Consider the following 25,011-nt stretch of genomic DNA (forward strand, 5'->3'; position numbering starts at 1 on the left):
AAAAGACGTTTAGGAGGAGCTTATGATGGAACAAAAATTTTTAGACGTGATGAAAAACGAGGGTCCCGTGACGATCGTGACGGTCAATGCGCATCCAGCCAGCGTCGTCAACACGTGGATGTCATACGTCAAGATTGATGAGCAAAACAACTGCCTCTACATTCCGGCGGCCGGGATGCATTCAATCGAAGGAGACTTTCAAAGCGATAGGACGGTCCTGCTCACCATGGGGTCCAAGAACGTGGAGGGCACGGCTGGACCGGGAGCCGGGTTCCACGTGCGGGGACGCGGCGAGTTCATCGAAGATGGTCCCGCGTTCGACGAGATGAGAGAGAAGTTCCCGTGGGTGCGCAAGGTGCTGCGGGTTGACGTCGAGCAAATCATGCAAAAAATCTAGGCTGATAAGTCTGACGACTGCACCCCTGACAAGCACTGACCAAATTCTGAGTCGGTGCTTGTTTTTTTACTACAAGCTCAGGGTGTCTTCCTATCAACGTGCAGGATCATAATAATTCAAATAAAGCTTTAATTACTTGCTAATGTTGGTTTAAAATATGGGTAGCATATTTTATCCGCAAGGGAGGAACAATCAATGAAAGTTTTGTTATACAACATGACGCCGGAACAACAGGTCTACGTCGATAAGTGGAGCAAGGGTCACCCGGAGGACGAGCTGGTGACGACTCAGGACGACCTGACCGCGGCCACGGTCGGTCAGGCTGAGGGCTTTGACGTAGTCAGCGTCCTGCAGGTCGCCGACATTAGTGAAGAAGAGGTCTACCAGAAGCTGTCCGCTTACGGCATCAAGCAGATTGCTTTGCGGTCGGTTGGCTACAACATCATCAACTGGGACTTTGTCCACAAGTACCACATGCTGGTCACCAACACGCCGGCCTATTCGCCCCGTGCGGTGGCCGAGAACACGTTAACGTCCGCCATGTTTTTGCTGCGGAAGTGGGGGCAGATTTTCAAGAATGAAAAGGAAGACCTCAACTTTGTCCGCAGCTCGGATCTGATGAGCGCCGAAATCTACCAGCAGACGGTCGGCATCATTGGCGTCGGCCGCATCGGCTCGGCGGTGGCCGAAATCTTTCACGCCCTGGGTGCGCGGGTAATTGGCTACGATGTGGTTGAGAATCCGGCCAACGAGGCCTTCTTGGAGTATACGGACTTTGATACGGTGGTCAAAGAATCCGACATCCTGACGCTGCACACGCCGCTTGAAGCCGGCATGGAGGACATGATTAGCGCCAGACAGTTTAAGCAAATGAAAAACACGGCGATCATCATCAACGATGCCCGCGGTCCGCTGGTCAACACCGCTGATTTGATAGCGGCACTCAAAAACAAGGAGATTGCCGGGGCTGCATTAGACGTGTTGCCGGGTGAAGAGACGTTCCTGATGAAGAAGTTCTCTTCGCGCAGCGAATTGCCGGCGGACTACCTGGAACTGGCCCAGATGCCGAACGTCGTTTTCACTCCGCACTCGGCCTACTACACCCAGACTGCGGTGAAGAACATGATTGAACAGAGCATGACGGACGTCAAGCGGGTATTGAACGGCCAGCCGCCGGTGTACCTGGTTAACGAATAGTTTGTGCTTGAACAGAATGACCATTTTAAAAATTGGTCATTTTTTTGCGCAAAATTATCAAATTGCCCGGTTATCATTTATAATTGAAATGTTGGTATAATGACGTGGTGGAAAAATAGGCGGAGGCAAGGGATGAAGAGGTTTCACCATAAATACACGCTGCCGGCGATCTTGTTCTTGCTAGCTGTTGCGGTGGGGCTGCTGATAACGGGCCTTTTTAACCTGCACAGCCAGACAACGCTGCCCCCCGATGCGAATTCGAGCGCAATCGGGGTGGAGCTGAACCAGAACTACGGCTACATTGACCTGCACGAGCTGCAGGCCAACGGCATCTCGTTTGTGTACCTGAAGAGCACGCAGGGCCGGTCGTATTTTGATGATGACTACCTGTCCTACCGCGATCAGATTCTGGGCACCAAGCTGGCCTTTGGCACCAGCATTGCATATAGCAACGAGTCAACCCCGCTGGAGCATTACCGCTATTTTATTAAAAAGGTGGGGACGGACACGGGCACCCTGCCCGTCTTGATTGAGCCCGCCGTTGACGATCACAGCCTGCACTACATCAAGCAGATGGCGGCTTTTAGCCGGATGCTTGCGGCGCAGGGCAAGCGGGTGATGGTGGAAACGGCCATCAAGTACAAGAAGTACTTTCCGCGCGGGGTAATGTTCGCAACTTACGGCAAAAAAGCACCCAACCGGATCCAGTATTCATTTTGGCGGTACACCAATGACGGGCGCGTGAAGGGTGTGAGGGGCCTGGAGGACGGCGTGGCCATGCTGGCGTATAACGGTACCGTTATGCAGTATAAACAGAAATATGGGCAATTAACACAATAATGAGAAAAGAAATTCAAGCGGTTTTAACCAAAATGGGCTTTGACCACCCAACCTTAATTCAGCAAAAAACCAGTGACGCAATCCGTCAGGGAGCCAGCTGCATTGCACTGGCCAAGACGGGCACGGGGAAGACTTTGGCATACGCGCTGCCGGCGCTCGAGCGAATTGAGCCGGGTGCGGCCTGCAGCCTGGTAATCATGGCGCCGACCACGGAATTGGCGGTGCAGATTCGGCATGCGGTCAACCCCTTCATTAGCGCGTTGGGACTTAGCGGCGTTAGTTTGGTGGGTGCAGGCAACCGCAAGCGCCAGGAAGACAATTTGAAAAAGAAGTACCCGGAAGTGGTCGTGGCGACGCCCGGACGGTTCTTTGACTTCTTCTCGGCCGGGCAGATTAGGGTCGACCAGATTAAGACACTGGTAATCGATGAGGCCGACGATATTCTTGAGTTCAGCAAGATGGAACTCCTCGGTTCCCTGGGACAGAATATGGGGCCCGATTCTCAGATTCTGCTCTTTGGCGCGACCGAGTCGGAGGTTACCCGCAAGGCCGACGAACTTTTTGCCCGGCAGTTTCTGCTGATTGACGTGCGCGCCGACCAGGAAACGACGGTCAATAATTACTTCCTGCAGGTTGACAACAACCACAAGGTTGACTTTGTGCAGCGCATGCTGCGGCTTAACCGCTTCAAGGGCATCCTCTTTTTTGATTCGAACCGGACGATGATGCGCTTTGCCGGCATATTGGCCCACACCAAGACCAAGTTTGGTCTCCTGGCCAATGAATTCGGCAAGCAGAAGCGCGAAGAGGCGCTCCGGGACTTCAAGGCGGGTAGGACCAAGCTGCTGCTAGCGACCGACCTGGCCGCGCGTGGCCTCGACATCACGGGGGTTACCTACGTCGTCAACTTTGATATTCCAAGCGAGGTCAACACCTACCTGCACCGGGCGGGGCGTACCGGACGCATGGGTGCCACGGGCTACGTGGTCACGCTGGGCGACGACCATGACTTTCGTGACCTCAAAAAACTGCTGGGCGATTTCACCGCGCTTGAGCGGATGTATTTTGCCGGCAACAGGCTGACGCACCAGTTACATGACAAGGATAAAAAGCAGGAGAAGAAGCAGGCGGCTGCTGCACCCGCGGTTAAGGACAACAAGAAGAAGCATAAGAAGCGGCACCTTAAAAATAAGGGCTATCACCCGCATTACCTAAAGAAGAAGGAGTAGAGATGAGTCGTTTAGTTGCATGGCTGGAAGATTACGTTTTGCCACTGGCCAATAAACTGGCGCAGACCCGCTGGCTCGTGGCCCTGCGGGACGCGTTTATTTCCGTGATGCCGATTACGATTGCGGGTTCAGCTGCCGTTCTGATTAAGAGCCTGCTTGCAGCCGCCAAGACCCACTTCGGCCTGCGGGCCTTCGCCTGGCTACTGCAGCCCCTTGCGTTGGCCGGCGACATCGTCTGGCGGGGAACGTTTGCACTGTTTGCGCTGTTTTTGTCGATGGCACTGGGCTACCACCTGGCTAAAAGCATGGAGGTCGACCCCGTTGCGGGGGCAATCGTTTCCTTGTCATCGCTGGCGATGAGCATTGCCAACCTGACCAAGCTGAAGGTGAACGGCAAGGACGTTGCCGTGCGCAACGCATTTGACATCTCGCAGTTCTCAACAACCGGCATCTTTACCGCAATCCTGTTTGGCACCATTGGCGTGACTATCTTTGCCCTGTGCATCAGGGCCCGGCTGACGCTGCACATGTCGGCGAGTCTGCCGCACGCCGAACAAATGGCCTTTGACTCGTTACTGCCGGGAATTATCGCAATCTTCAGCGTGGGAATGATCAACCTGATTTTTCAGACCGTCACCGGCACCTTCTTTGGCAACTGGCTGCTGCACTCGATTCAGACCCCGCTGATCAAACTAGGGCAGGGCTTCGGCATGGTGCTGCTGGTCACGCTATTGGTCCAAGTGTTTGGCTTTTTTGGCATCAACGGCCTGAGCGTATGGGCACCCATTCTTGATTCAATCTGGCTGACTGCCCAGAACGTCAACGTCACGGCCGTGCGTGGCGGCCACGCGGCGCCCTTTTTATGGGTGCGCGGCTCGTTCGATATCTTCGTCTGGTTCGGTGGTACAGGTGGGACACTGATGCTGATTGCGGCCATCCTGCTTTTTTCCAAGCGCAGCGACTACCGCACAATTGCCAAGGTGGCCCTGGCACCCGGCATCTTCAACATTAACGAGCCCATCATCTTGGGGCTGCCGGTTGTGCTTAACCCGGTCTACTTCATTCCGTTTGTCCTGGCGCCGCTGGTCAATGTTGCTTTCTCCTATTGGGTCACCATGATGGGGCTGGTCAATCCGGTGCAGGCGGCGATTCCCAGCGTGGTGCCACCGCTCATCGGGCCGTTTCTGGCCTGCAACTATGACTGGCGGGCCATCGTCTTGTGTGTTATCAACATGCTGATTGCGCTGGCCATCTGGACGCCGTTTGTCTTTGCGGCGGACAAGATCGCTGACGCCAATAATCCGCAGGCCTACTTCACGCGGCAATATTAATTGTAAAAAAAATTGACTTTTGCCCCCTACTTTTGGTAAAGTTAATTTCGTACGACCCTGTAGTTCATCTGGATAGAACAATGGTCTCCTAAACCGTAGAGGTGAGTTCGAATCTCACCGGGGTCATTAATAAGCAACTCAAATCATTGCTATAGCGGCACCCCTTGTTTGAATTGTTAGCCAAATGTTAGCGGGTAAGACAACAAAAAGCATTATTCATACAGAATAATGCTTTTTATTTAATATCTGCTATTGAAAAACTGTAACTCGACTCTAAAGAATTGTTTAATGCGCAGTTTCAAAATGTAAATAGATTTAATAATCTCTACGCTAAAGTGACGGTACCAATTACATTTCCGTGGTTAACGTTAGTGGATGCATTGCTAGTCAGATTCTTGACTTTGTCTTTATTGGTAAAAACAATTATTATTTCTTCTGATTTTCCTGCTTTAATAACGTCATCGATATTCATAGTACCAAGTAAATCTCCCGCCTTAATTTTTTGTCCTTCTTTTACTTGGATATTAAACGGTGCACCCTTGAGTTCAACTGTATCAATTCCCAAGTGCATGAGTATTTCTAGGCCATCATCAGAATGGAGGGTAATAGCATGTTTAGTTGGAAAGATGGAAATAATTGTACCATTGACTGGTGAATACAATTCATTTGCTGTCGGCTTAACGGCAAAACCGTCACCCATAATTTTTTGGGAAAATACTTCGTCAGGGACTGACGTTAATGGTATCAATTTCCCCGTAGCGGGGGATGAAATGTTGACTTTTTTTGACAAGAAATTTTTAAATAGATTCATTTTTTCTCCTGATATAACTTTTTCCAAACTTGAGCCATCCGACTCATAGATTCTTCAATTAAAGCATGCGACGTTCCCAGATTTAATCTTAGGAAGTTATCAGCGTTGGCAACATAATCATCGCCAATGCCAACAACTACGCCTGCTTTTTCCGCCATTTCGCTAGCGATTGTGTGCATGTTTATTTTGCTTTCAGAAATGTCAACCCAAGGCAAGTAGGATGATTCCATATCCATCATTTTCCATCCTGGAAAGTTATTTTCGATTGCATTTTGCGTTATTTTGAGATTGGTACGAATATAATCTGTACACTGATCCAGCCATTCAGCACATTTTTCATAGCCCACGGTCATTGCCACTTGGCCAGGAACATTAGGTGAAGTAACAGAATTTCGTACATATTGTTGGCGAAACTCCTGGCGAATTTTTTGATTAGGTATAATTGAATAGGATAGTTTTAAGCCCCCAAGATTAAAAGCCTTGTTGGGTGAAGTAAACATTACCAAATTGTCAAGATATTCTTTATCTAGTTGCAATGCGCTTACAAAAGTTCCGTGCATAATTTGTTCTGAGTGTACCTCATCTGAAACAAGTAGCACTTGATATTTTTTGCATAGCTCGGCCATCCGAGTGATTTCTTCTAAAGTCCAAACTCTGCCAGATGGATTGTGCGGATTGCAGAAAAAAGTCAACTTTGGGTGCTGAGTTTTCATTACATCTTCAATTTTATTCCAATCAAGATAGTATCGATTTTCATGGTTAATTAAGGGGACACAAATCACTTGACGGTTATTGTGCTGTGCGGCATAGGCAAATGGCCCGTAAACAGGTGTATTTAAAAGAATAGAATCTGTTGGCTTTAAAAGCGCTTGAATGATAATGTGCATGTTAGGAACAGTGCCGTAGCCAAGAGTTATCCAATCATGTTCTACGTAATTATTGTGCCTTCTTTGCTGCCAGTTAATAACGCTCTGATACCATCTCTCAGTGGAATAGGTATAGCCGTATGCACCATTGTTTGCCATTTTTGCTAAGGCATTTCTTATTTCTGGTGCTGCCATGAAATCCATATCTGCAATCCAGAGGGGAATAAAGTCATTTCTGATCTTGGGAAACTTTTGATAAACAATCCTTTTGTCCCATTTTCTAGCATTATCGACCGATCTGTCTGCTAATGTATCAAAATCGTATTTTACCATGCTATATTCTCCTTATCCTACGCCTGCACCACTCATGAGCTTCTCAACACCGTCTTTAACGCTTTGGACCTGGGCCCCATACACGACCTGAACAGATTTTTCAGCTTTCATCACTGCAAGTGCACCAGATTGTTTAAGTCTGTCTTCATCAATTTTGCCTGGATCATTAACCTCAAGACGCAAACGAGTCACGCAGTTATCTAGGGATACAATATTGCCTTGACCACCCAAAGCATCAAGGATAGTTTGGGGATCATAAATGCCATTGTTTTTGGTCATTACTACGTCACCTTCGCCCTCACGGCCGGGTGTTTTAACATTGTACTTTAAAATATACCACCGAAAGAGGAAGAAGTAGATTGCAAACCAAAGCAGACCTACAGGTATTAACACCCACCATTTAGAATTGGGCTGTAGCCAACCAAAGAGAATCCAGTCTAAGACGCCGCCATCAGTGTTACCCATGCAAGCACCAACTATCATCATGACTGAGAGTGATAATCCCTGTAAAATCGTATGGAAAACATACAACATTGGTGCAATAAACAGGAATAGATATTCGGTTGGTTCTGAGATGCCAGAGACAAATGCAATCAAGGCTGCTGAAAGAAGCAATCCTTTTATTCGACTACGGTTTTCTGGTTTAGCAGTCAAGTAAATTGCTAAACAGATTGCTGGTAAGCCAAACATAAAGGTTGGCATAAATCCTTGGGAAAGAAAGGCTGTAGCCTTATGTGAAATGGGTACACCCGCATTTAATTGGGCATAAAAGATATTTAAGGCACCTGTAACTGTCTTACCATGAACAATTGCGGTTCCACCAGCATCAGTAAAACGAATCATGGCCAGTAATATATGGTGTAGTCCCATTAATTTTAAAACTGACAATGCAATTCCGTAGAGGAAAGGACCAAAGATGCCAGCATTTTGAATCATGTGTCCAAGCGCAACAATTCCATTCTGAAAGGTAGGCCAGATGAAGGGGATGATTAGTCCAACGAAAGACTCAACAATGACTGAAATAATTGGTACAAACCTGATACCGCCAAAGAATGAGAATGCATCGGGAAGTTTGATTTCCTGATATTTTTCTAGAAGGAAGTAGGTAATTAAACCAACAAGTATGCCCCCTAAAACTCCCATTTCAAGACTTTGGACACCCAAGACATTTGCTTGTCCAGCAGACTGCATCTTGCTGCTAGCTACCAACTTGCCTTGTTGACCAAGCATAAAATTGATACCCATGTTCATGGAGATATAGCCGGCCAAGGCGGCGATTGCACCAACTCCTTTATTTCGCTTGGCGAGACCAAAAGGTAGTGCCATTGCGAACATTACGGGCAAGTATGTAAAGCCAAAGCTTCCGACAGTATTAATGAATGTGAAAATAATATTGACAGCGTGGTTTTGCAAAAAAGGAAAACGTGCCATCATTGGTGGTGCTGTAAAGGCACTACCAATACCTACCAAAATACCCATTGCAGAAAGCGTAGCAATAGGAAACATAAAAGATTTACCTAAATTTTGTAGAAAAGCATAGAGTCTAGTTTTTATACTTTCTCTATTAGTAGTTTCTTCCATTGATTTTTCCTTCCTAAATTTCAATAAAAAAACCCAACAACTAAGTACAAAAAGCACTGGTTATTGGGTATTGCCTATTTAAAGTAACAAGCCCTTATTTAATTAAGACGTGATATGAATAATATGAACTAGTAAATACAATTGGTCAGAATCCGAAAACCGATAATTTAGTTTATCTTGTAAGTAAGCCACTACCTCTTTGAGGCAACTTCCTGCTTTTCTATTATGATAGCAGAAGGACTTTAGTAATTCAGAATCAACCGGTTTAGATTTTTCGTGCGTTTTTGAATTGCTACGAAGAATTAAATAATGTAAGTGATTCATTAACCGGCTGACAGCAATACTGTTTTCAGAGAACTTACGAACAAACTTTGCTTCGATAATATTATTCACACCGTTCGAAATTTCCATGATGTTAGAAAAATTCTTGATGGAACTGTCAGAATGCTGAATTTTATATTCAACTAGGTGAATAGCAATAAATCCTGCTTCATCATCAGATAAGGGGACTCCGGACATTTGCTCGATTAAATGTACAGCTTGTTTACCAACTTTATATTCTTGTGAAAAAAAGCGCTTAATATCGAACAACATAGGATTAGAGAGTTCCATCCCCATATTGTATCGCTTTACTGCGAAGAAGATGTGATCTGTTAAGGGAACTAACAGGTGTTTATCAAAACCTGCATCTATTTGATCCTTAGCAAGCTGAATTATTTTTTCAGTTAGCTCAAAGTATTCACGTGGTACTTCTTCAGACAATTTTTTGAATGAAGAAATCCACTTATTGTCTTGTGGTATAGCAGAAAACACTTTATCTGTAGGCTGCAAACTGTAATTTTGCCCCGCATGAGTTTTAAAGCCGATACCACGACCCCAAATTATTTTTTCTTGCTTTTTTCCATCTTCCACGAGTATCACGTTGTTATTCAACACTTGTGAAATTAGCAAAGCAATCTCCTGATTTATACGTAGCAAAATTCGTCAATCTTGCTAATTGATTTTAAATTCGTAAACGTTTACAACAAAAATCTTAAAGAGAAAATTATGATTTGTCAAGTTAATTATTACAAGTAAGGAAAAAGCCGCATGGTTCATGCACCAAAAGTACATATTTTTTGGTAATGGGTAAGTAATATTTTTGTTGTTCCAAAGTTTGGAGTGAACTGGACGACAAAATGTTAGCTAATCGTACTAAAAAAAAGCAACACTGCTGTTTAAAGTAGTGCTGCTTTTTGTATGGTTTGAAATAATTACTTATCTTTTTTCAAGAGCTTAATAATTTCATCGTTTTGCTTAATTAAAAGCCAGTTTTGCTCAACTATACATAGCTGAGCTTGAAGTATGTCATGGGGCGCTGATTTATCTTTGGGACTTATTCCCCATAACTGACTGCCAATTCGCTTTATTTGCTCAAAGTCGTTTTCTTCAACGTCATTAAGTCCTCGTTTATCTAGCCAGGTCGCCATTTCTTCTTCTTTTTCACCCGTTGATTTAAATGGTGTCATGTTGACCTCCCTTTGAATTATACTACCTCAGTTTAAGAAATGTTGGGCGGATATATTATAGCTTTTACTGAATTTCAACCCAATAATATTTTCATGCTTTTGTTTAAATATGAAGTTCTTATTAATATGAACTTGCCTAGATTATAATTGATAATTTACTTGTGAGCAACCGTTATGCCAACTAATATGCATTGTTTCACACCAGTGGCCAGCGCATCTGGAGCGCAACTAAGAAGCCAATCACGATAAAGAGAATAATTCCGGTCAAAAGCAAAAGGCGGCGAGTTGTGCGGGCCTTTTTATAGTCAAAGCTGAAGACCAGGCTGAAGCTCGCAATAACGATCAACAAGCCCGATAACAGCAATAGGTTAAACTGATAATGCATTTTTTCTCCTCGTTGTTTTACCAATAATTAAACCATATTGACTTGTTTTTTGGCCATTAAATCTTTAATATTAACGTGGAGGCAGTTATGAAAAAAATTAAGGTAATGATGGTTTTTGGTACACGGCCCGAAGCAATCAAGATGGCCCCACTGGTGCTGCAGCTGCAGGTAGATGAGCGTTTTGATGAGGTTACCGTGGTCACTGCCCAGCACCGCGAGATGCTGGACCAGGTACTGGAAATTTTTAAAATCACCCCGGACTATGACTTTAACATCATGAAGAAAAACCAGTCGCTTGAGGCAATAACGTCCAAGGTCATGCTGGACATGGTTGAAGTAATCAAGAAGGAACAGCCGGACATTGTGTTGGTCCACGGCGACACGACGACCAGTTTCGCGGCCGGCTTGGCCAGCTTCTACCAAGAGAGGCCTTTGGGCCACGTGGAAGCGGGACTGCGCACGTGGAATAAGTATTCGCCCTACCCGGAAGAGATGAACCGGCAGATGACGGATGACCTGACGGACTTGTACTTTGCACCGACCAAAATGAGCAAAAGCAATCTGCTCAAGGAGAATCATAAGGCGGCCAATATTTTTGTGACGGGCAACACGGCAATCGATGCGTTGCAGCAGACCGTGCAAAAGGATTACCACCACGAGGTGCTTGACCTGATTAAGCCGGGCCACAAGATTATTTTGGTTACGATGCACCGGCGCGAGAACCAGGGTGAACCGATGCGGCGCGTCTTCAAGGTGATGAAGCAGGTGGTGGACAGCCACGATGAGGTTGAGATTATTTATCCGGTGCACTTATCGCCCCGGGTGCAGGAAGTGGCGCGTGAAATATTGGGCGACGATCCGCGCATTCATTTGATTGCCCCGCTAGACGTGGTGGATTTCCATAATTTAGCCAAGCTGAGCTACTTCATCATGACCGATTCCGGCGGCGTCCAGGAAGAGGCACCGGCGCTGAACAAACCGGTTCTGGTGCTGCGCGATACAACCGAGCGGCCCGAAGGGGTTGAGGCCGGGACGCTGAAATTGGTCGGCACGCAGACGACTCAGGTGCGTGCAGCGATGCTTGAACTGCTGGACAACAAGGACGTGTACAACCAGATGGCGCATGCCAAGAACCCTTACGGCGACGGGCACGCATCGGAGCGGATCATGGAAGCAATCGCCTACTACTTCTCTGCTCACAAGGGCGAGCGGCCGCAAGATTTTGAATAAAAACGAACTAATCAAATAACTAGAGCAAAAAAGCCCAAATCAACTTATTTTGGGCTTTTTTGCTTATTTTTGTTTGCCATCAGTGCGTGACTTGATACGTTCCTTGGCGCGTTCAATCATCGTCTTTTCCTGGGCCTGGAAGACCGAGCGTGTGGTCAGGTAGTTGAAGATGCCAACCAGGAGCTGGTCGATAATCTTTACTGACAATGCGTTAAGGTGCAGCCAGGACAGGCCCACCAGCATGATCAGGCTGTCGGGGATGATGCTGATGATGCGGTAGGCGAAGAAGGCCAGCAGCTTTTGCCACGTGGAGTGTTCCTGGTCAACGTTGTTGGTGAAGACGGCCTTTTGGTTAAAGAAAAAAGACGCGAGGTTGGAAACCACGAAGGCAATCGTGTTGGCAATTAAAAGCGGACTGCGACCCCACTTGTGCAGGGCCATGAAGACGACCGTGTTGATGAGTGCCGCAACAAAGCCGAAGACCATGTAGACAAACAGGTTGCGGTGCCGTTTGACCACCTTCTGGGCGAGGGTGCGGATGTTGGGGTCCTCGGTTGAGTTAAAGCTGCTCGTATTGCTTATTTTGTCTTTAGCCATTTAACTGGTTAGCCATTTCCTTGGCGGCGTTGTCAATCAGGTCAATTGCTTCGTCACCGGGCGCATTTTCAATTGTAACCGGCTTGGCCAGCTCTTTAGCACCAACTTGCTTGAACATTTTTTCGAAGTCGAAGACGTTTTCACAAAAGTGGTCGGCGTAGACCATGTCGCCGCTGCCCATTACCGCAAAATACTTGTTGCTGAGGTCCAATTCCTTAAGCTGGTCGTAAAAGTCCGCAACCTCATCGGTCATCGTGCCCTCACCGTAGGTATAAGTGACGAAGATGCACAGGTCGCTATCTAAATAGTCACTGGCATCGGTGAATTCGGCCTCGCTGGAATCGACGTCAAAGCCCAGGTCCTGCAGGTCCTCTTCCAAAATTTCCGCCATATCCGCATCGTTGCCAGTCATGCTAGCATAGACAATTTTTGCCTTCATAGTCCTCATACCTTTCACATATACATTATCATAGTATTATACCTAATTTTGCCTGTTAGATGAAACCCTTTAGTAAACTTTTAAAAAACGCTATAATGTAAATAAACATCATTTTATAGAGGAGAAGTTTAACTTTGATTACAATTAAATCCATACGGGAACTTAAGGGCATGCAGGCTTCGGGCCGCCTTTTGGCATCAATGTTTGAAGGGCTGCGGGACGTAATTAAGCCCGGCATCACCACTTGGGTGATCGAAGAATTCTGCCAGGATTTTGTCAAGAGCCGGGGCGGACGTCTTTCCGAGCAGGGCTTTGAGGGCTACAAGTACGGCACCTGCATCTCCGTCAACGACCAGATTGCCCACGCAACGCCACGCAAGGACACGGTTTTAAAGGAGGGCGACCTGGTTAAAGTTGACGTAACGTGCAACCTCAACGGCTTCGAGACGGACTCGTGCACGACCTACCCGGTTGGCACAATTTCAGAAGAGGATCGCGACCTGATGGAAGTGACCAAGAAGGCCATGTACCTGGGCATTGACCAGGCGGTCTTAGGCAACCGTATCGGCGACATCGGCGCTGCCATCCAGCACTTTGTTGAAGACGAGCACCATTACGGCGACGTCAAGGAACTGGTTGGTCACGGCATCCAGCCGACGATCCACGAAGATCCCGAAGTTCCGCACTGGGGCAAGGCGGGTCACGGCTTGCGCCTGCGCGCGGGCATGACGATTACCTGTGAGCCCATGGTTGAAGCCGGCGGCGACTGGCGCATTGTGCAGAAGTCGGTGGCGGATTCAAGCGATGATTGGGTCTTTTACGCAACGCCGGACGGCTCTAAATCGGCCCAGTTTGAACATACCTTTGCCATCACCAAGGACGGCCCCAAGATCCTAACCCTGCAGAAGCCGTACGATGGCTATGAGAAGTACCTGCCGCACTTTGACGAAATGGATGAGTAGGGTGTATGGGTATAAAAGCGGGGGCAGGAAGACGACGCATTGCCAGGTTTTATAAGGAACTGTCCCTCAGGTTTACGCAGGGGGAAGTCTTGACCAGTGCGATTGCAATCGCCTATTACGTTTTGTTCTCAATATTTCCGCTAATTATTATTATCGGAAATATTTTGCCGCTGTTTCACATCAATACGGAGCCCATCGCCAGCTACCTGAAGCTGATTTTCCCCGAGCGCATCGCCGCGTTCATCATGCCCATTATCAATTCGCTCCTGAAAAGCAACTCAACGGGCTACATTTCGTTTGGTATCCTGCTGGCAATATGGTCGGTTTCATCGCTGGTCAACGCAATCCGTATCGGGATGAACCGGGTCTACGGCGTCCGCAAGATTGAACTGCAGCAGAAGTGGCAGGTAACCGTGTGGACGAGGTCAATCACGATCATGCTGACCAACCTGATGATTGTGATTTTTGCGCTGCTCAGCCTGACCTTTATTTTTGGCCAGCAGGTACTGGGATTTTTGCGGCCGATTTTCTCCTTTTCCGTGGGTGAAATCGAGCACATCTTCAGCTACCGCTACCCGGTTGTTGTTATCACACTGACCAGTGCCCTGTACTACCTGAATTATTTTCTGCCGAATATCAGGCTCAAGAAGAAGGTCATCTGGCCGGGCGTCATTACAACACTAGCCAGCTGGCTGCTTTTGTCGTGGCTGTTTGGCTTCTACTTGCGCCATTTCCATATTAGCTGGGAAAATTACGGCATCATCGGCACCTTCATCATCTTCATGCTCTGGCTCAACATTGCGTCCATCCTTTTTCTATTGGGCACCTGCGTCAACGCGGCCATTGTGGCGCTCAACTACGGTAAGGTGCAGTACTCCATTGGGCGCCTGGCCGAATACATTCAAAGTAAGCGCCACCGGTAATAGTGGAACTATGCCGGTAATTTTGGTATATTAAGTTATAAAAGATTGACAGAAAGTGTGTGTGGTATGAAAGTAAGGAAAGCCATTATCCCCGCAGCGGGACTTGGTACGCGGTTTATGCCGGTTACCAAGGCGATGCCCAAGGAAATGCTGCCGATTGTCGACAAGCCGACGATTCAGTTTATTGTGGAAGAGGCCAAAAATTCGGGGATCGAGGATATCCTGATTGTTACGGGCAAGAATAAGCGGCCGATTGAAGACCACTTTGACTCCAACCCCGAACTGGAGCAGAACCTGCAGGAAAAGGGCAAGACCGGTCTGCTCAAGATGTCGCAGGACATTACGCATTTGGGCATCAACATTTATTACACCAGGCAGCCGTACCCGGCCGGCCTGGGCGATGCGATTGCGCGCGGGCGCAGCTTTGTCGGTGACGAGCCCTTCATCGTGATGCTGGGCGACGACCTGATGATGGACCGGGTGCCGCTGACCAAGCAGCTGATCAACCGCTATAACGAGACCCACGCGTCGACCATTGCCGTTATGCCGGTGCCGCACGAGGAAGTTTCCAAGTACGGCGTGATTGAGCCCGAAAGCGAGATTATGCCGGGGTTGATCAACGTCAAGTCCTTTGTCGAAAAGCCGAGCGTTGACCAGGCACCAAGCGACTACGCCATCATTGGCCGTTACCTCTTAACGCCGGAGATTTTTGGCATCCTGGCCGAACAGAAGCCAGACAAGGGCGGCGAGATCCAGCTGACCGACGCAATCGACACGATGAACAAGACGCAGCGGGTCTTTGCACACGTCTTCAAGGGTAGCCGCCACGACGTTGGCAACAAGGAGAGCTACCTGGAGACGTCGATTGAATACGGTCTGAACCACCCGGAGACCAAGGACGCCTTGCGCCGCTACATAATTGACCTGGGCCAGCGCCTGCAGGCCGGTGACAACAAACACAAGAAAACCAACTAGTATTAACCAAAGCAAATGAGGCCACGAACGCGTGGCCTTTTTTAGGGTAAAATTTTTCTTAATGTCGGATTAATTGCTATTGCTGAATGAAAAAGTTGGGTAAGATGTAGTGCGTAAGAAGACTCTTTTGCCAAGGAGAAGATTTTATGAAGGATATTTTTGTTGTTGCAGCCAAGCGGACGCCCTTTGGCCGTTACCGCGGACTCTGGCGGGACCAGGACGCCGTAAGCCTAGGTGAATTTACGCTGGAAGAAACGCTGAAAAGCATTGACCTGGATGCCTCCGCGCTCGAGGCCCTGTTCATGGGCAACGTTCTGAGTGCCGGTTTGGGCCAAAACATGGCCCGGCAGGTTGCTCTAGGTGCGGGAATGCGTGATACCAGCAGTGCGGTCACCATTAATGAGGTCTGTGGTTCAAGCCTGAAGGCACTGCGCCTTGCACAGGGGCAGATGGAAATGGGCGACTTTGACATGGTTGCCGTGGGCGGTGCCGAGAGCATGACTAACGCCGTTTATTATGCGCAAACTAAAAAAGACGCTGACCTGCACAGCGAGATGCTGGACAACGGGCTCATTGACGCCTTTTCGGGCATGCACATGGGGCTGACCGCCGAAAACGTTGCGGCTAAATACCATGTTTCGCGCCGGGAAATGGACGAATACAGTCTGCAGTCGCACCAAAAGGCGGCCGCGGCCGCGCGGCAGGGCTATTTCGATGGCGAGATTATTCCGCTAAAGGTTGATGGCGCAACCGTCAACCGGGATGAAAATATTCGTCCGGACACCAATATGGCAGCCCTTAGCCAGCTCAAGCCGGCCTTCAAGGACAACGGCTTGGTCACGGCGGGCAACTCGTCGCCGTTGAGCGACGGGGCCAGCATGGTAATCCTGGTAACCAGGGAAAAGGTCGACGAATTGGGCCTGACGCCACTGGCACGCCTCGGCGCGTTTGCCGAATCCGGGACCGACCCGGCCTACATGGGCTTTGCCCCGTATTTTGCCGTCCAAAAGCTGCTGGACCGGACCGGCAGAAAGATCAGTGATTACGACGTGATTGAGGTTAATGAGGCGTTTGCGGCACCGAGCGTGGCCGTAATGCAGGCACTGGAAATTCCGGCCGCCAAGCTGAATATGTTTGGCGGCGCCATCGCACTGGGGCACCCGCTTGCGGCTACGGGCACGCGCCTGGTTGCCACGTCGATCAATGCGCTGAACCACGTTGACGGGCAGAGGGCACTGGTCACCCTTTGCATCGGCGGCGGGTTGTCAATTGCGTGTGAAATACTGCGGGATTTTTAAATGAAGTTTTATGAATTGCCGCCTGCGGGCCGTCGTGCCTGGCTCAGGGCACAAGGGGTTGAACTAGATGAGACAGATGAAGCCGACTTGCTTCGGCTCAATCGCCTGAGCGAAAACGTAGTGGGAGAACTGCAGCTCCCTGTTGGCATTATCAAGAGTCTGATTGTTAACGGCCGCCCTTACGTGGTACCGATGGCAACGGAGGAGCCGTCAGTCGTGGCGGCCGCTAACCACGGCGCCAGCCTCTTTGCGCGTGGCGGCGTGAGCGCGGTCAGCAAGCGCGCCGGCATTTACGGTCAGATTGTTTTGCAGGCGGGCAGCGGCTTCGATGCAGGGGCGTTTAAGAAGGAGTTTCCGCCGTTGATTGACCAGGCCAACGCCGCGTTTGCCAGTCTGGTTAGGCACGGCGGGGGCGTTCGAAGGATTGAAATGGACCGTCAAGATGATTTGGTCTTTCTCAGGGTTTTGATTGATCCGGCGGAGGCGATGGGGGCCAACCGGGCTAACGCAATCTTGGAGTTCATGGCGGACAGGCTGGCGCAGTCGCCGCTGATTAGAGCGAAGCTCTTTGCCATTTTATCGAACTATCCGAGTCAGCTTACGAAAGCGCAGGTCAGGCTCAGGACCCAAGCGGTAGGCGGTCAGGCAACCGCCCGGCGCATCGCCTTATTAAGTCAGATCGGACAGACTGACCCCTACCGCGCCGCAACCAACAACAAGGGCATCATGAACGGCGTTGACAGCGTGCTGCTTGCTACCGGCAACGATACGCGGGCGGTCGAGGCGGCCTGCGGCGTTTGGGCCAGCCGCGACGGTCGCTACCGCAGCCTCAGTTCGTGGCGGATTGACGGAGCGGAACTGGTTGGTCAGCTCACGCTGCCACTGGCTCTGGGCACGGTGGGCGGTTCGATTAGCGCCCGCCGCGACGTCCAGCAGAACTACCGTATTTTGGGCTCAAAAATAACAAGCGCAGAATTGGCAAACGTGGTTGCAGCGACGGGTCTGGCCAACAACCTGGCGGCGCTTTTAGCGATTGCAACAACGGGCATCCAGGACGGACACATGAAGCTGCAGGCCAGAAACATTGTGGCTGCACTGAACGCAACGCCGCAGGAGAAGAGCCGTGTTTTAGAATTGATGATTGCCCAAAGGGCATACTCGCAGACGGCAGCACGGAAATTATTGCAACAGGTAAGGGAGAAAAAGTAATGGAAGTTGGAATTGACCGGATTGGTTTTTACACGCCTAATAAATACGTCGATATGGTGGATTTGGCCCATGCGCGGGGAGTTGATCCCAATAAGTACCTCATTGGGATTGGCCAGCGGCGGATAAGCGTGGCCGACCAAACCCAGGATGCCGTGTCAATGGGCATCAATGCGACGCAGAATTATATTGACCAGATTGACCGCAAGCAGGTTGGCTTGCTGATCATGGGCACAGAGAGCGGGGTAGACCAGTCGAAGTCGGCTTCTTTGTTTGTTAAAAGCGCGCTGCAGCTGCTCCCCGACGTGCGCACCTTTGAAATCAAGGAGGCCTGCTTTGGTATGACGGCTGGGGTCATGATTGCGACCGACTACGTTCGGCTTCATCCGGAACGCAGTGCAATTGTGATTGGCAGCGACATCGCACGCTACGGAATCGGCACCAGCGGCGAGGTCACCCAAGGCGCAGGCAGCGTCAGCGTTTTGATCAAGGCCGAGCCCAATATTCTTGCACTAAAGGCCGCCCATAGTGCCTATAGTGCCGATATTAATGACTTCTGGCGGCCGAACGATTCACCGGTTGCGCTGGTGGACGGCAAGTACTCGACCGAGGTCTACCTGGACTTTTTTGCGCGGACGTTTGCGGACTACCGCAGGAAAACCGACACGGCCACCGCGGATTTTGCCGCGCTCATTTATCATTTGCCCTTCGTTAAGATGGGTTTTAAGGCCAATAAGCTAGCCAGCGAAAATCAGGATGAAGAAACTGCGCAGCGCCTGCAGCAGAACTTCACGGCGGCCGCACACTTCAGCCGCGACGTCGGCAATATTTACACCGCCTCGCTCTATTTGAGTCTGCTTAGTCTGTTGGAGAATGGGAGTCTGGCCCCGGCGGCGCGGATTGGCCTGTTCTCATATGGTTCCGGCGCAATGGGCGAATTTTATGCGGGTCAGCTTGCTGCGCACTACGGCGATTTTTTGGAAGTCAAAAAAGATCAAAAGATGATTGCACGGCGGCAAAAAGTAAGCATTGCGGACTACGAGCAAATTTTTACTGAAGCCCTGCGCCTGCCGGAAGACAACCGTGAACTTGCAAGCGATGAGGAAGCAGGCTACTGGTACTTTGCCGGCACCCAAAGTCGCGTGCGGCAGTACAAGCAAAAATAAGAAGCGCCCAATGGCTGGGTCCGACCACAATTTTAGCAAACAAAAAACCACAATTACTGCGGTGAATCTCCGAACTGGGGATCACAGCGCAAGGTAATTGTGGTTTTTGGCTACTTGCCGTCAAGAATTAAGAATACCTGCTAGGCGTAGTAATCAATGACCGCTTTCAACGTTTCCGCGGCGTGCTCTTTGCCCGTGCCCTTTGCGTAGTACTTTTTGAAGCGGTCGTCGCTTACGTACATGGCGGCAAGGCCCCTGTGTGCCGCGGGCGAGTACAGACCCTGGGGCCAGGCTAGTTGCAGGTATTCCTTGTGCAGGTCAAAGAGGTGCTGCGCCGCTGGTTGTTTTAGATCGGGCGTATCTGGCAGCAGCGCGAGCTCGTCTAAGATTTGTAGGGCAACTTCTTTAAGACGCCTCACTTCGTTTTCCTCCAGTGCGTTAAATTTGCGGTTGCTGGCATCAATGGTCTGGCTGCCGTATTTAGCGCGTATTGGTCTTCATTGTCTTCGATTGTTTTAGCCTTCAAAGCGGCAAACTTTTCCTTATCGCTCATTTCTGATGCTCCCTTCATTGTTGCAAGTGTCTTGTCTAAACTGATAATCAAGTCGCCGAGTCGTTCTTGTTCAGCCCGCATTTTCGCACGCTGGGCGGACAAGATTTGGTACTGCACCTCTTCGGAATCATCCAAAATTTTCTTTATTTGGTCCAGGGGGATATCAAACAGCCGCAGAAACAAAATTTTTTGGAGCCGGTTGACCTCTGCCTCATCGTAATACCGGTAATTATTTTGGGGATTCCTGCGCGCCTGCAGGAGCCCCTTTTTATCGTAGAACCGCAGCGTCCTGGTTGAAGTGCCCGCCAGACGGGCTAATTCTGTGATTGAATATGACATGATTAAGTTCCTCACTTGCACAGCAGATTATAGACTTTGACGCAGCGTCAAGGTCAAGCCCAAGGCCAAAAATTGTTCAGGCGGCGGCAAAGCTGGGCCCCTCTTTTTTGGCGCTAAAAAGGTGGTGGCTGATGATTGTCCACGCGCCTTACATTAGAATAATTGCGTTAAGCTCAGGATGTATCTGAATCCCGTACAGGGGGATTTTTTTCGTTTTGCTTTTGACATACAGGGGGATGCTGCGCCCGTGCAAATTTTGCACCATCCGAAATATCTTTGCCTTGGTCAGGGGCTCTTTTCCCGGGTAGAGCAGACAAGAACTGCTTGAAATTTTTAACTTGGCCAGTGGCTGAAGGTGATTGTTCATTGCCGCATAAAGAGCGGTCTGTCCGCTCAGGTCATTGGTTAATTGCAAAAGGTCGGTCAATCTCATAATAATATCCTATATGTTTTAAAAATGTTATACTATTAATATTACTTTTGAACAGGTGGTTTTACCAATTGAAACACAAAAAGCTCCGGCTTTCATTACTTGCTGTTATTCTGTTGTTATGCCTGGCACTGCTCGGCGCCGGGCTGTACTTCTTTAAGGTTGCCTGCGTGCCGGGACCCAAGAGCTTCTTGAGCTCGTCCAGCACCGTGCTGAAGAAATCAGACCCGCTCTACCGGGAAAAAAGGTGGTTCAAGGAGACAGCCAAGCAAAAGTGGCACATTAAGTCAGCCGACCAGCGCTACAAGCTGGATGCCAACTATATTCCGCGTCGCGGCGCCCAAAAGACCGCGGTTATTTTGCCGGGATACATGGACACGAAGGAGGACATGGGCAAGTACGATGCACTTTTCCACCGCCTGGGCTACAACACGTTGACGCCTGATCCACGGGCGCAAGGGAACAGCCAGGGCAAGTACATCGGCTACGGCTGGGTTGAAAAGGATGATGTTAAAAAGTGGATCGACTACCTGATTGCCCGGAAAAAACCGCAGCAAATTGTCGTCTACGGCTTGAGCATGGGTGGCGCCACTGCAATGATGGTCAGTGGGCTCAAGCTGCCCCGGCAGGTTAAGGCCTTTGTGGAAGACTGCGGCTACACCAACGTCAAGGACGAGATTGAGCATGAGGCCAAGGCACTCTATAATTTGCCGGCAATCCCGCGCTTTCCGCTCGTCGAAATTCTGAGCGGGATCAACCGCATAAAGGTGGGCTACTTTTTGCATGATGGCTCGAGCGTTGACCAACTACGGCAAAATCACCGCCCAATGCTGTTTATTCACGGCGGCCGGGATACGTTTGTGCCGACCGAAATGGTCTACGAGAACTACCGCGCGACCCGTGGACCCAAGGAAATCTGGGTTGCACGCGGGTCCACGCACGCCCATTCATTTGCCGATCACCCCAATGCGTACCGGCAGCACGTTGCGACCTTTTTGCACAGGTACGTTAAGTGAGCTAAAAAATTGTCCGCTGGCAGGCCCAAACTAACCGTACACATAAAAATAGCCGTCTTGCTTTTAGGATTAAAAGCAAGACGGCTGTTTTTGATTAGCGCAGCGTCAGTTTGACAACGCATTCGCACCGCGGCGTCTGTGGCAGCATGTCGACGTTTTCGATCAGGCGAACGTTGTAGGCCTCGCTGAGCAAAACGAGGTCTTGAGCCAAAGTCGACGGGTTGCACGAAATGTAAACAAAGGTCTTGGGCTTGACCTTGAGCAGCGTTTTGATTAAGCTCTTGGCCAGGCCCGTGCGGGGCGGATCCACAATCAGCGCATCAATGGGCACGCCGCTTTGTTCAAGCTCGGGCAGCACCTTTTCGACACTGCCCTGGATGTAGTCGGCATTTCTGATGTGGTTGAGGTTGACGTTGTGCTTGGCGTCTTCCACTGCTTCGGGGATCGTTTCAATTCCAAACACCTGCTTGACCTGGTCCGCGGCCAAGATGCCGAGGGTACCCACCCCGCTATAGGCATCAATAAGCGTGTCCGCGGGCGTCAGGTCCAGAAACTTGAGTGCGCGTGAATAAAGGGTGGCGGTTTGGACCGGATTTAGCTGGAAAAAGGCCCGCGGTGAGAGGGCAAATTTTTTGCCCAGAATTTCGTCGGTGATCTGGTTCTTACCGGCTAGTTTTTCCGTGCGGTTGCCCCACACTTGCGGGTTGCGCCAATCCGTTTCGTTTTGGAAAACACTGACAACGTCCGGCAGCTTCATGATTTCCCGGCTCAAAGCAGGGAGGTTTTTCAAGACGCGGCCCACCGTGATCAGTGTAACCTGTATTTCCTTGGTGGCTTCTGCCTGCCGCACCACAATTGTTTTTAGACCATCACGGTGGCGGTAAGGATCAGCAACAGGCACGTGCAGCTGCTCAACCAGTTCCTTGATTTTGCGCTCGGTTTTCTGCGTTGCTGAGGACTGTGTCGGCATTAAAGGCAGGTCGTGCAGCTCATGCGAATTAGGCGCAAATAACCCCAGCTTGACCTGGCCGTTGTCCTGCTCGATTTGGTACTGGGCCTTATTGCGGTAGTGCCACTCAGCGGGCGCAGGGATGGTGTTTTTCACCTTGTACTTGCTGTAGCCCCGCGGGTGGTACTTCTTGAGAGCTTCGAGGACGTTGTCCCGCTTGAATTCGAGCTGCTTGTCATACGCCAGGTGGGCCAGTTCAAGTCCGCCGACAGTGGGGTCAACGCCCCGGGGGAAGGCTACCCGGTCCGGGCTCTTGTCCTTGATGCGGATCAGTTCGCCCTGGATGTAGTGCGGGAATTCTTCCTTGATTTTTGCTACGACCACCTCGTTTGGCAGGGCACCCGGGATAAAAATGATTTTTTTCCGGTAGTAACCGATGCCCTCCCCGTTAATGCCAATCCGCTTGATTGTGATGATCACGTCTTTTTCACGTGTTTCTTGCCGCTGCTGTTTTCTATTCATGATTTTTTCTTTCTACGATAAACAAAATTAAATAAACAATTTTCTCGCTTAGTAATTAATTGTACTCCCTAGGAAAACTTTTTAGCAAGAATGACGGAAATTTGCTAGCATGGAGTTAAACAATTAGAAAGGTGGATTAAGATGCCCATTATTACAAAAGTTAGTGCACAGAAGCGGCCCGGTCGCTATAATGTTTTTTTAGACGGCCAGTACGCGTTCTCGGCGAGTGAGCAGACGATCGCGGAGTTTATCCTGCTAAAGGGTCAGGAATTATCCGCGGAGCAGGTGAGTCGCGTTAAGCAATTCGATGCTGGTGCCAAGGCAACTAACCTGGCGTCAAATTTTCTGAGTTACGAACCGAGAACCGTCTTCGAGGTTTTGCAGTATTTAAACAAGCATGATGTTGACGAGCAGTCGGCTCAGAGCGCAGTTGCCCAACTGAGCGAGATGGGCTTTTTGGACGACCGCAAGTACGTTGAAGTGGCGGTCAGACAGAGCTTGCGCACCGGTACGGAGGGCCCGCTCAGCTTGAGCCGGAAGATGACCCAAAAGGGCGTGGCTGCTGAACTGGTGGAAAGCGAACTCGCGGCAATTGCTGATGAAGACTGGCTGGATGCCGGGCTGCGCGTGCTCAAGTCAATGAAAAGCAAGGTGGGCAAACTGTCTGAGCGTGAGTTAGAACGGAAGATGCGCAGCAAGCTAATGAGTCACGGCTTTTCCGGTGCGCTTGTGGAGATGATTATTGCTGAGGTTAATTTGCAAACCGGTACGGATGAACAGCTGGAAGCCTTGAAAAAGCAGGGCGTCAAAGCCTACAAGCGTTTTCGGCGCTTAAGCGCCAGCGCGCGGCAAACGAAAATGCGCAACTACCTGTACGCGCACGGTTTTACGAGCAGCGAGATTGACTCCTTCATGGCGGGGGAGATAATCCCGCTGGACGAATTGGCTGAATATTAGGGGAATTATAATGAAAAAATTACAGCAAGAAACAATCTTTGTCGGCCGTCCCTTTGCGGACCAGCTCATGGATGAACAGAGAACTTTTAGCAAGAGCAACCTGGAAATTGAACGGGATCCGGTTTTCCAGCGCTTTTTGGCGGACAACCAATTATCGGCCAGGCGCAGCAGCATGCTGGTGTTTGGTCAGGAAAATTTCATGTACTGGTACGGCGTGCTCGCCGCTCGTGTAGTCGAGGTTCCTCAGGGTCTGCTGCGCTTTGTCCTGCCCGCGGCGCAAGTGGCGTTTAAGGAAAGCACGCAGCAGGAGCGGTCCTTTTTTAACCTGCCGGTCAACTTGATTTTGCCGCAGTTTTTGGAAGAAGTAACCGCCAGCGGCATAGCGGTTTACGAAAATCCGGGCGACAGCGCCACGCCTTACTACGTGCAGGACCTTGATCTGGAGACCAAAAAACTGACCCAGATGCTATATCTAAAGGCCAGTAAATAAGGTTAATAGCGGTTAGTGCTGCTTGGGGTCGACGGACAGGTTGTCGTACTCAACGTAGGCGCCAAGACACGTGGACAGGAGCATGACGAGCATGACGATTCCCACCGATTGACCGACGATCTGGTCTAAAGTGAGGAAGTCGCGGACGACAAAGGTCGCCGCAAAGCACAGGATGAAGTCCAGCACCACGTTGGCAACTTGCAATAGGGGCCGCCGCCGGATGCTAAAGAAGCGCAGCAGCTGCTTTAGCAGTCCATCGTTAACGTCAACTGCGAGCAAGTCAACGGGACGCTGGATTGTGGCCTTGATTGCAAACATGACCATGGCGCCCACGAGTGCACCGATAGTGGTTCTGAACAAATCGGCTGAGTGCAAAACGAGCGCATCGTAGCCAATGCCGATAATGGCAAGGCTGCACAGGTAGGGCACCAGCAGCAGGAAGGTAAATACGAGTAAAACGTGACTTTTTTTCATGGCTGAA

28 protein-coding genes and 1 tRNA gene are annotated in these 25,011 nt (G+C 49.8%); 16 read left to right on the top strand and 13 right to left on the bottom strand.

From position 1 onward, the window contains the following. Positions 1–25 precede the first annotated feature (25 nt). From AC2JF6_RS02840 to AC2JF6_RS02865, 6 genes are all read left to right on the top strand, one after another. A complete protein-coding gene (locus AC2JF6_RS02840) occupies positions 26–397 on the top strand; it encodes a pyridoxamine 5'-phosphate oxidase family protein (RefSeq protein ID WP_500729252.1) in 372 nt (123 codons plus the stop codon). A 195-nt stretch (positions 398–592) separates the two neighbouring features. Then, positions 593–1,594: a D-2-hydroxyacid dehydrogenase gene (locus AC2JF6_RS02845; RefSeq protein WP_500729253.1), complete on the top strand. Its 1,002-nt coding sequence runs from the start codon at positions 593–595 to the stop codon at positions 1,592–1,594. A 132-nt stretch (positions 1,595–1,726) separates the two neighbouring features. Next, the gene (locus tag AC2JF6_RS02850) at positions 1,727–2,434 is read left to right on the top strand and encodes a GH25 family lysozyme (protein WP_500729254.1); all 708 of its coding nucleotides are present in this window, start codon (positions 1,727–1,729) and stop codon (positions 2,432–2,434) included. After that, a complete protein-coding gene (locus AC2JF6_RS02855) occupies positions 2,431–3,663 on the top strand; it encodes a DEAD/DEAH box helicase (RefSeq protein ID WP_500729359.1) in 1,233 nt (410 codons plus the stop codon). Before AC2JF6_RS02850 ends, AC2JF6_RS02855 begins: the two co-directional genes overlap by 4 nt. A 2-nt stretch (positions 3,664–3,665) precedes the next feature. Continuing rightward, positions 3,666–4,994, top strand: a complete 1,329-nt coding sequence (locus AC2JF6_RS02860) for a PTS sugar transporter subunit IIC (protein ID WP_500729255.1) — start codon at positions 3,666–3,668, stop codon at positions 4,992–4,994. A gap of 53 nt (positions 4,995–5,047) precedes the next feature. Beyond that, positions 5,048–5,120, top strand: a tRNA-Arg gene (locus AC2JF6_RS02865). 199 nt (positions 5,121–5,319) lie between these two features. Here AC2JF6_RS02865 and AC2JF6_RS02870 read toward each other — a convergent pair. The 6 genes from AC2JF6_RS02870 to AC2JF6_RS02895 form a co-directional block, all read right to left on the bottom strand. Continuing rightward, positions 5,320–5,805, bottom strand: coding sequence for a PTS sugar transporter subunit IIA (locus tag AC2JF6_RS02870; RefSeq protein WP_500729256.1), 486 nt, complete (start codon positions 5,803–5,805; stop codon positions 5,320–5,322). Continuing rightward, positions 5,802–7,004, bottom strand: a complete 1,203-nt coding sequence (locus tag AC2JF6_RS02875; RefSeq protein WP_500729257.1) for a MalY/PatB family protein — start codon at positions 7,002–7,004, stop codon at positions 5,802–5,804. The genes AC2JF6_RS02870 and AC2JF6_RS02875 overlap by 4 nt, the downstream gene beginning before the upstream one ends. Before the next feature lie 12 nt (positions 7,005–7,016). Next, positions 7,017–8,585 (bottom strand): maltose/glucose-specific PTS transporter subunit IIBC, encoded by a 1,569-nt coding sequence (gene malX, locus AC2JF6_RS02880; RefSeq protein WP_500729259.1) that lies wholly within the window; start codon positions 8,583–8,585, stop codon positions 7,017–7,019. Between the two features lie 102 nt (positions 8,586–8,687). Next, positions 8,688–9,536 carry a PRD domain-containing protein gene (locus AC2JF6_RS02885; protein ID WP_500729260.1) on the bottom strand — a complete coding sequence of 283 codons (849 nt, stop codon included), beginning with the start codon at positions 9,534–9,536 and terminating at the stop codon, positions 8,688–8,690. A 302-nt stretch (positions 9,537–9,838) separates the two neighbouring features. Beyond that, positions 9,839–10,093: a hypothetical protein gene (locus AC2JF6_RS02890; RefSeq protein ID WP_500729261.1), complete on the bottom strand. Its 255-nt coding sequence runs from the start codon at positions 10,091–10,093 to the stop codon at positions 9,839–9,841. Between the two features lie 196 nt (positions 10,094–10,289). Further along, on the bottom strand, positions 10,290–10,478 hold the full coding sequence (locus AC2JF6_RS02895; RefSeq protein ID WP_500729263.1) for a hypothetical protein: 189 nt from the start codon (positions 10,476–10,478) through the stop codon (positions 10,290–10,292). Between the two features lie 87 nt (positions 10,479–10,565). On the opposite strand from AC2JF6_RS02895, the gene wecB reads away from it, so the two are divergent. Further along, positions 10,566–11,708, top strand: a complete 1,143-nt coding sequence (gene wecB / locus AC2JF6_RS02900) for a non-hydrolyzing UDP-N-acetylglucosamine 2-epimerase (protein ID WP_500729264.1) — start codon at positions 10,566–10,568, stop codon at positions 11,706–11,708. A gap of 63 nt (positions 11,709–11,771) precedes the next feature. Here wecB and AC2JF6_RS02905 read toward each other — a convergent pair whose 3' ends face one another. Together AC2JF6_RS02905 and AC2JF6_RS02910 are read right to left on the bottom strand one after the other, a co-directional pair. Then, entirely contained in the window at positions 11,772–12,305 is a 534-nt protein-coding gene (locus AC2JF6_RS02905) for a GtrA family protein (RefSeq protein WP_500729265.1), read from the bottom strand. After that, the gene (locus AC2JF6_RS02910; protein ID WP_500729266.1) at positions 12,298–12,744 is read right to left on the bottom strand and encodes a flavodoxin; all 447 of its coding nucleotides are present in this window, start codon (positions 12,742–12,744) and stop codon (positions 12,298–12,300) included. Before AC2JF6_RS02910 ends, AC2JF6_RS02905 begins: the two co-directional genes overlap by 8 nt. A 134-nt stretch (positions 12,745–12,878) precedes the next feature. Here AC2JF6_RS02910 and map point away from each other — a divergent pair, with 134 nt between their 5' ends. From map to AC2JF6_RS02940, 6 genes are all read left to right on the top strand, one after another. Further along, a complete protein-coding gene (gene map / locus AC2JF6_RS02915; RefSeq protein ID WP_500729267.1) occupies positions 12,879–13,706 on the top strand; it encodes a type I methionyl aminopeptidase in 828 nt (275 codons plus the stop codon). Positions 13,707–13,711: 5 nt separating this feature from the next. Further along, positions 13,712–14,629 carry a YihY/virulence factor BrkB family protein gene (locus AC2JF6_RS02920; protein WP_500729268.1) on the top strand — a complete coding sequence of 306 codons (918 nt, stop codon included), beginning with the start codon at positions 13,712–13,714 and terminating at the stop codon, positions 14,627–14,629. Between the two features lie 66 nt (positions 14,630–14,695). Beyond that, a complete protein-coding gene (gene galU / locus AC2JF6_RS02925) occupies positions 14,696–15,604 on the top strand; it encodes a UTP--glucose-1-phosphate uridylyltransferase GalU (protein WP_500729269.1) in 909 nt (302 codons plus the stop codon). A gap of 146 nt (positions 15,605–15,750) precedes the next feature. Continuing rightward, the gene (locus tag AC2JF6_RS02930) at positions 15,751–16,902 is read left to right on the top strand and encodes a thiolase family protein (RefSeq protein ID WP_500729270.1); all 1,152 of its coding nucleotides are present in this window, start codon (positions 15,751–15,753) and stop codon (positions 16,900–16,902) included. Continuing rightward, entirely contained in the window at positions 16,903–18,111 is a 1,209-nt protein-coding gene (locus AC2JF6_RS02935; protein ID WP_500729271.1) for a hydroxymethylglutaryl-coenzyme A reductase family protein, read from the top strand. It abuts the gene before it with no gap. Then, a complete protein-coding gene (locus tag AC2JF6_RS02940) occupies positions 18,111–19,274 on the top strand; it encodes a hydroxymethylglutaryl-CoA synthase (RefSeq protein ID WP_500729272.1) in 1,164 nt (387 codons plus the stop codon). Before AC2JF6_RS02935 ends, AC2JF6_RS02940 begins: the two co-directional genes overlap by 1 nt. Before the next feature lie 140 nt (positions 19,275–19,414). Here the strand turns inward: AC2JF6_RS02940 and AC2JF6_RS02945 are convergent, their stop codons facing one another. From AC2JF6_RS02945 to AC2JF6_RS02955, 3 genes are all read right to left on the bottom strand, one after another. Next, positions 19,415–19,765, bottom strand: coding sequence for a TipAS antibiotic-recognition domain-containing protein (locus AC2JF6_RS02945; protein WP_500729360.1), 351 nt, complete (start codon positions 19,763–19,765; stop codon positions 19,415–19,417). Continuing rightward, positions 19,690–20,166 (bottom strand): MerR family transcriptional regulator, encoded by a 477-nt coding sequence (locus AC2JF6_RS02950; protein WP_500729273.1) that lies wholly within the window; start codon positions 20,164–20,166, stop codon positions 19,690–19,692. Before AC2JF6_RS02950 ends, AC2JF6_RS02945 begins: the two co-directional genes overlap by 76 nt. 148 nt (positions 20,167–20,314) lie before the next feature. Next, positions 20,315–20,599, bottom strand: a complete 285-nt coding sequence (locus AC2JF6_RS02955) for a hypothetical protein (RefSeq protein ID WP_500729274.1) — start codon at positions 20,597–20,599, stop codon at positions 20,315–20,317. Positions 20,600–20,667: 68 nt separating this feature from the next. Here AC2JF6_RS02955 and AC2JF6_RS02960 point away from each other — a divergent pair, with 68 nt between their 5' ends. After that, positions 20,668–21,612, top strand: a complete 945-nt coding sequence (locus AC2JF6_RS02960) for an alpha/beta hydrolase (protein WP_500729275.1) — start codon at positions 20,668–20,670, stop codon at positions 21,610–21,612. 94 nt (positions 21,613–21,706) lie between these two features. Here the strand turns inward: AC2JF6_RS02960 and rlmD are convergent, their stop codons facing one another. Further along, positions 21,707–23,083, bottom strand: coding sequence for a 23S rRNA (uracil(1939)-C(5))-methyltransferase RlmD (gene rlmD, locus AC2JF6_RS02965; RefSeq protein ID WP_500729276.1), 1,377 nt, complete (start codon positions 23,081–23,083; stop codon positions 21,707–21,709). A 141-nt stretch (positions 23,084–23,224) separates the two neighbouring features. Here rlmD and recX point away from each other — a divergent pair, with 141 nt between their 5' ends. Continuing rightward, positions 23,225–24,040 (top strand): recombination regulator RecX, encoded by an 816-nt coding sequence (gene recX, locus AC2JF6_RS02970; protein ID WP_500729277.1) that lies wholly within the window; start codon positions 23,225–23,227, stop codon positions 24,038–24,040. Between the two features lie 10 nt (positions 24,041–24,050). Further along, entirely contained in the window at positions 24,051–24,530 is a 480-nt protein-coding gene (locus tag AC2JF6_RS02975; protein WP_500729278.1) for a hypothetical protein, read from the top strand. Positions 24,531–24,542: 12 nt separating this feature from the next. On the opposite strand, the gene AC2JF6_RS02980 is transcribed toward AC2JF6_RS02975, so the two are convergent. Continuing rightward, entirely contained in the window at positions 24,543–25,004 is a 462-nt protein-coding gene (locus AC2JF6_RS02980) for a hypothetical protein (RefSeq protein ID WP_500729279.1), read from the bottom strand. Positions 25,005–25,011 lie beyond the last annotated feature (7 nt).

This window comes from Lactobacillus sp. XV13L (assembly GCF_059900875.1).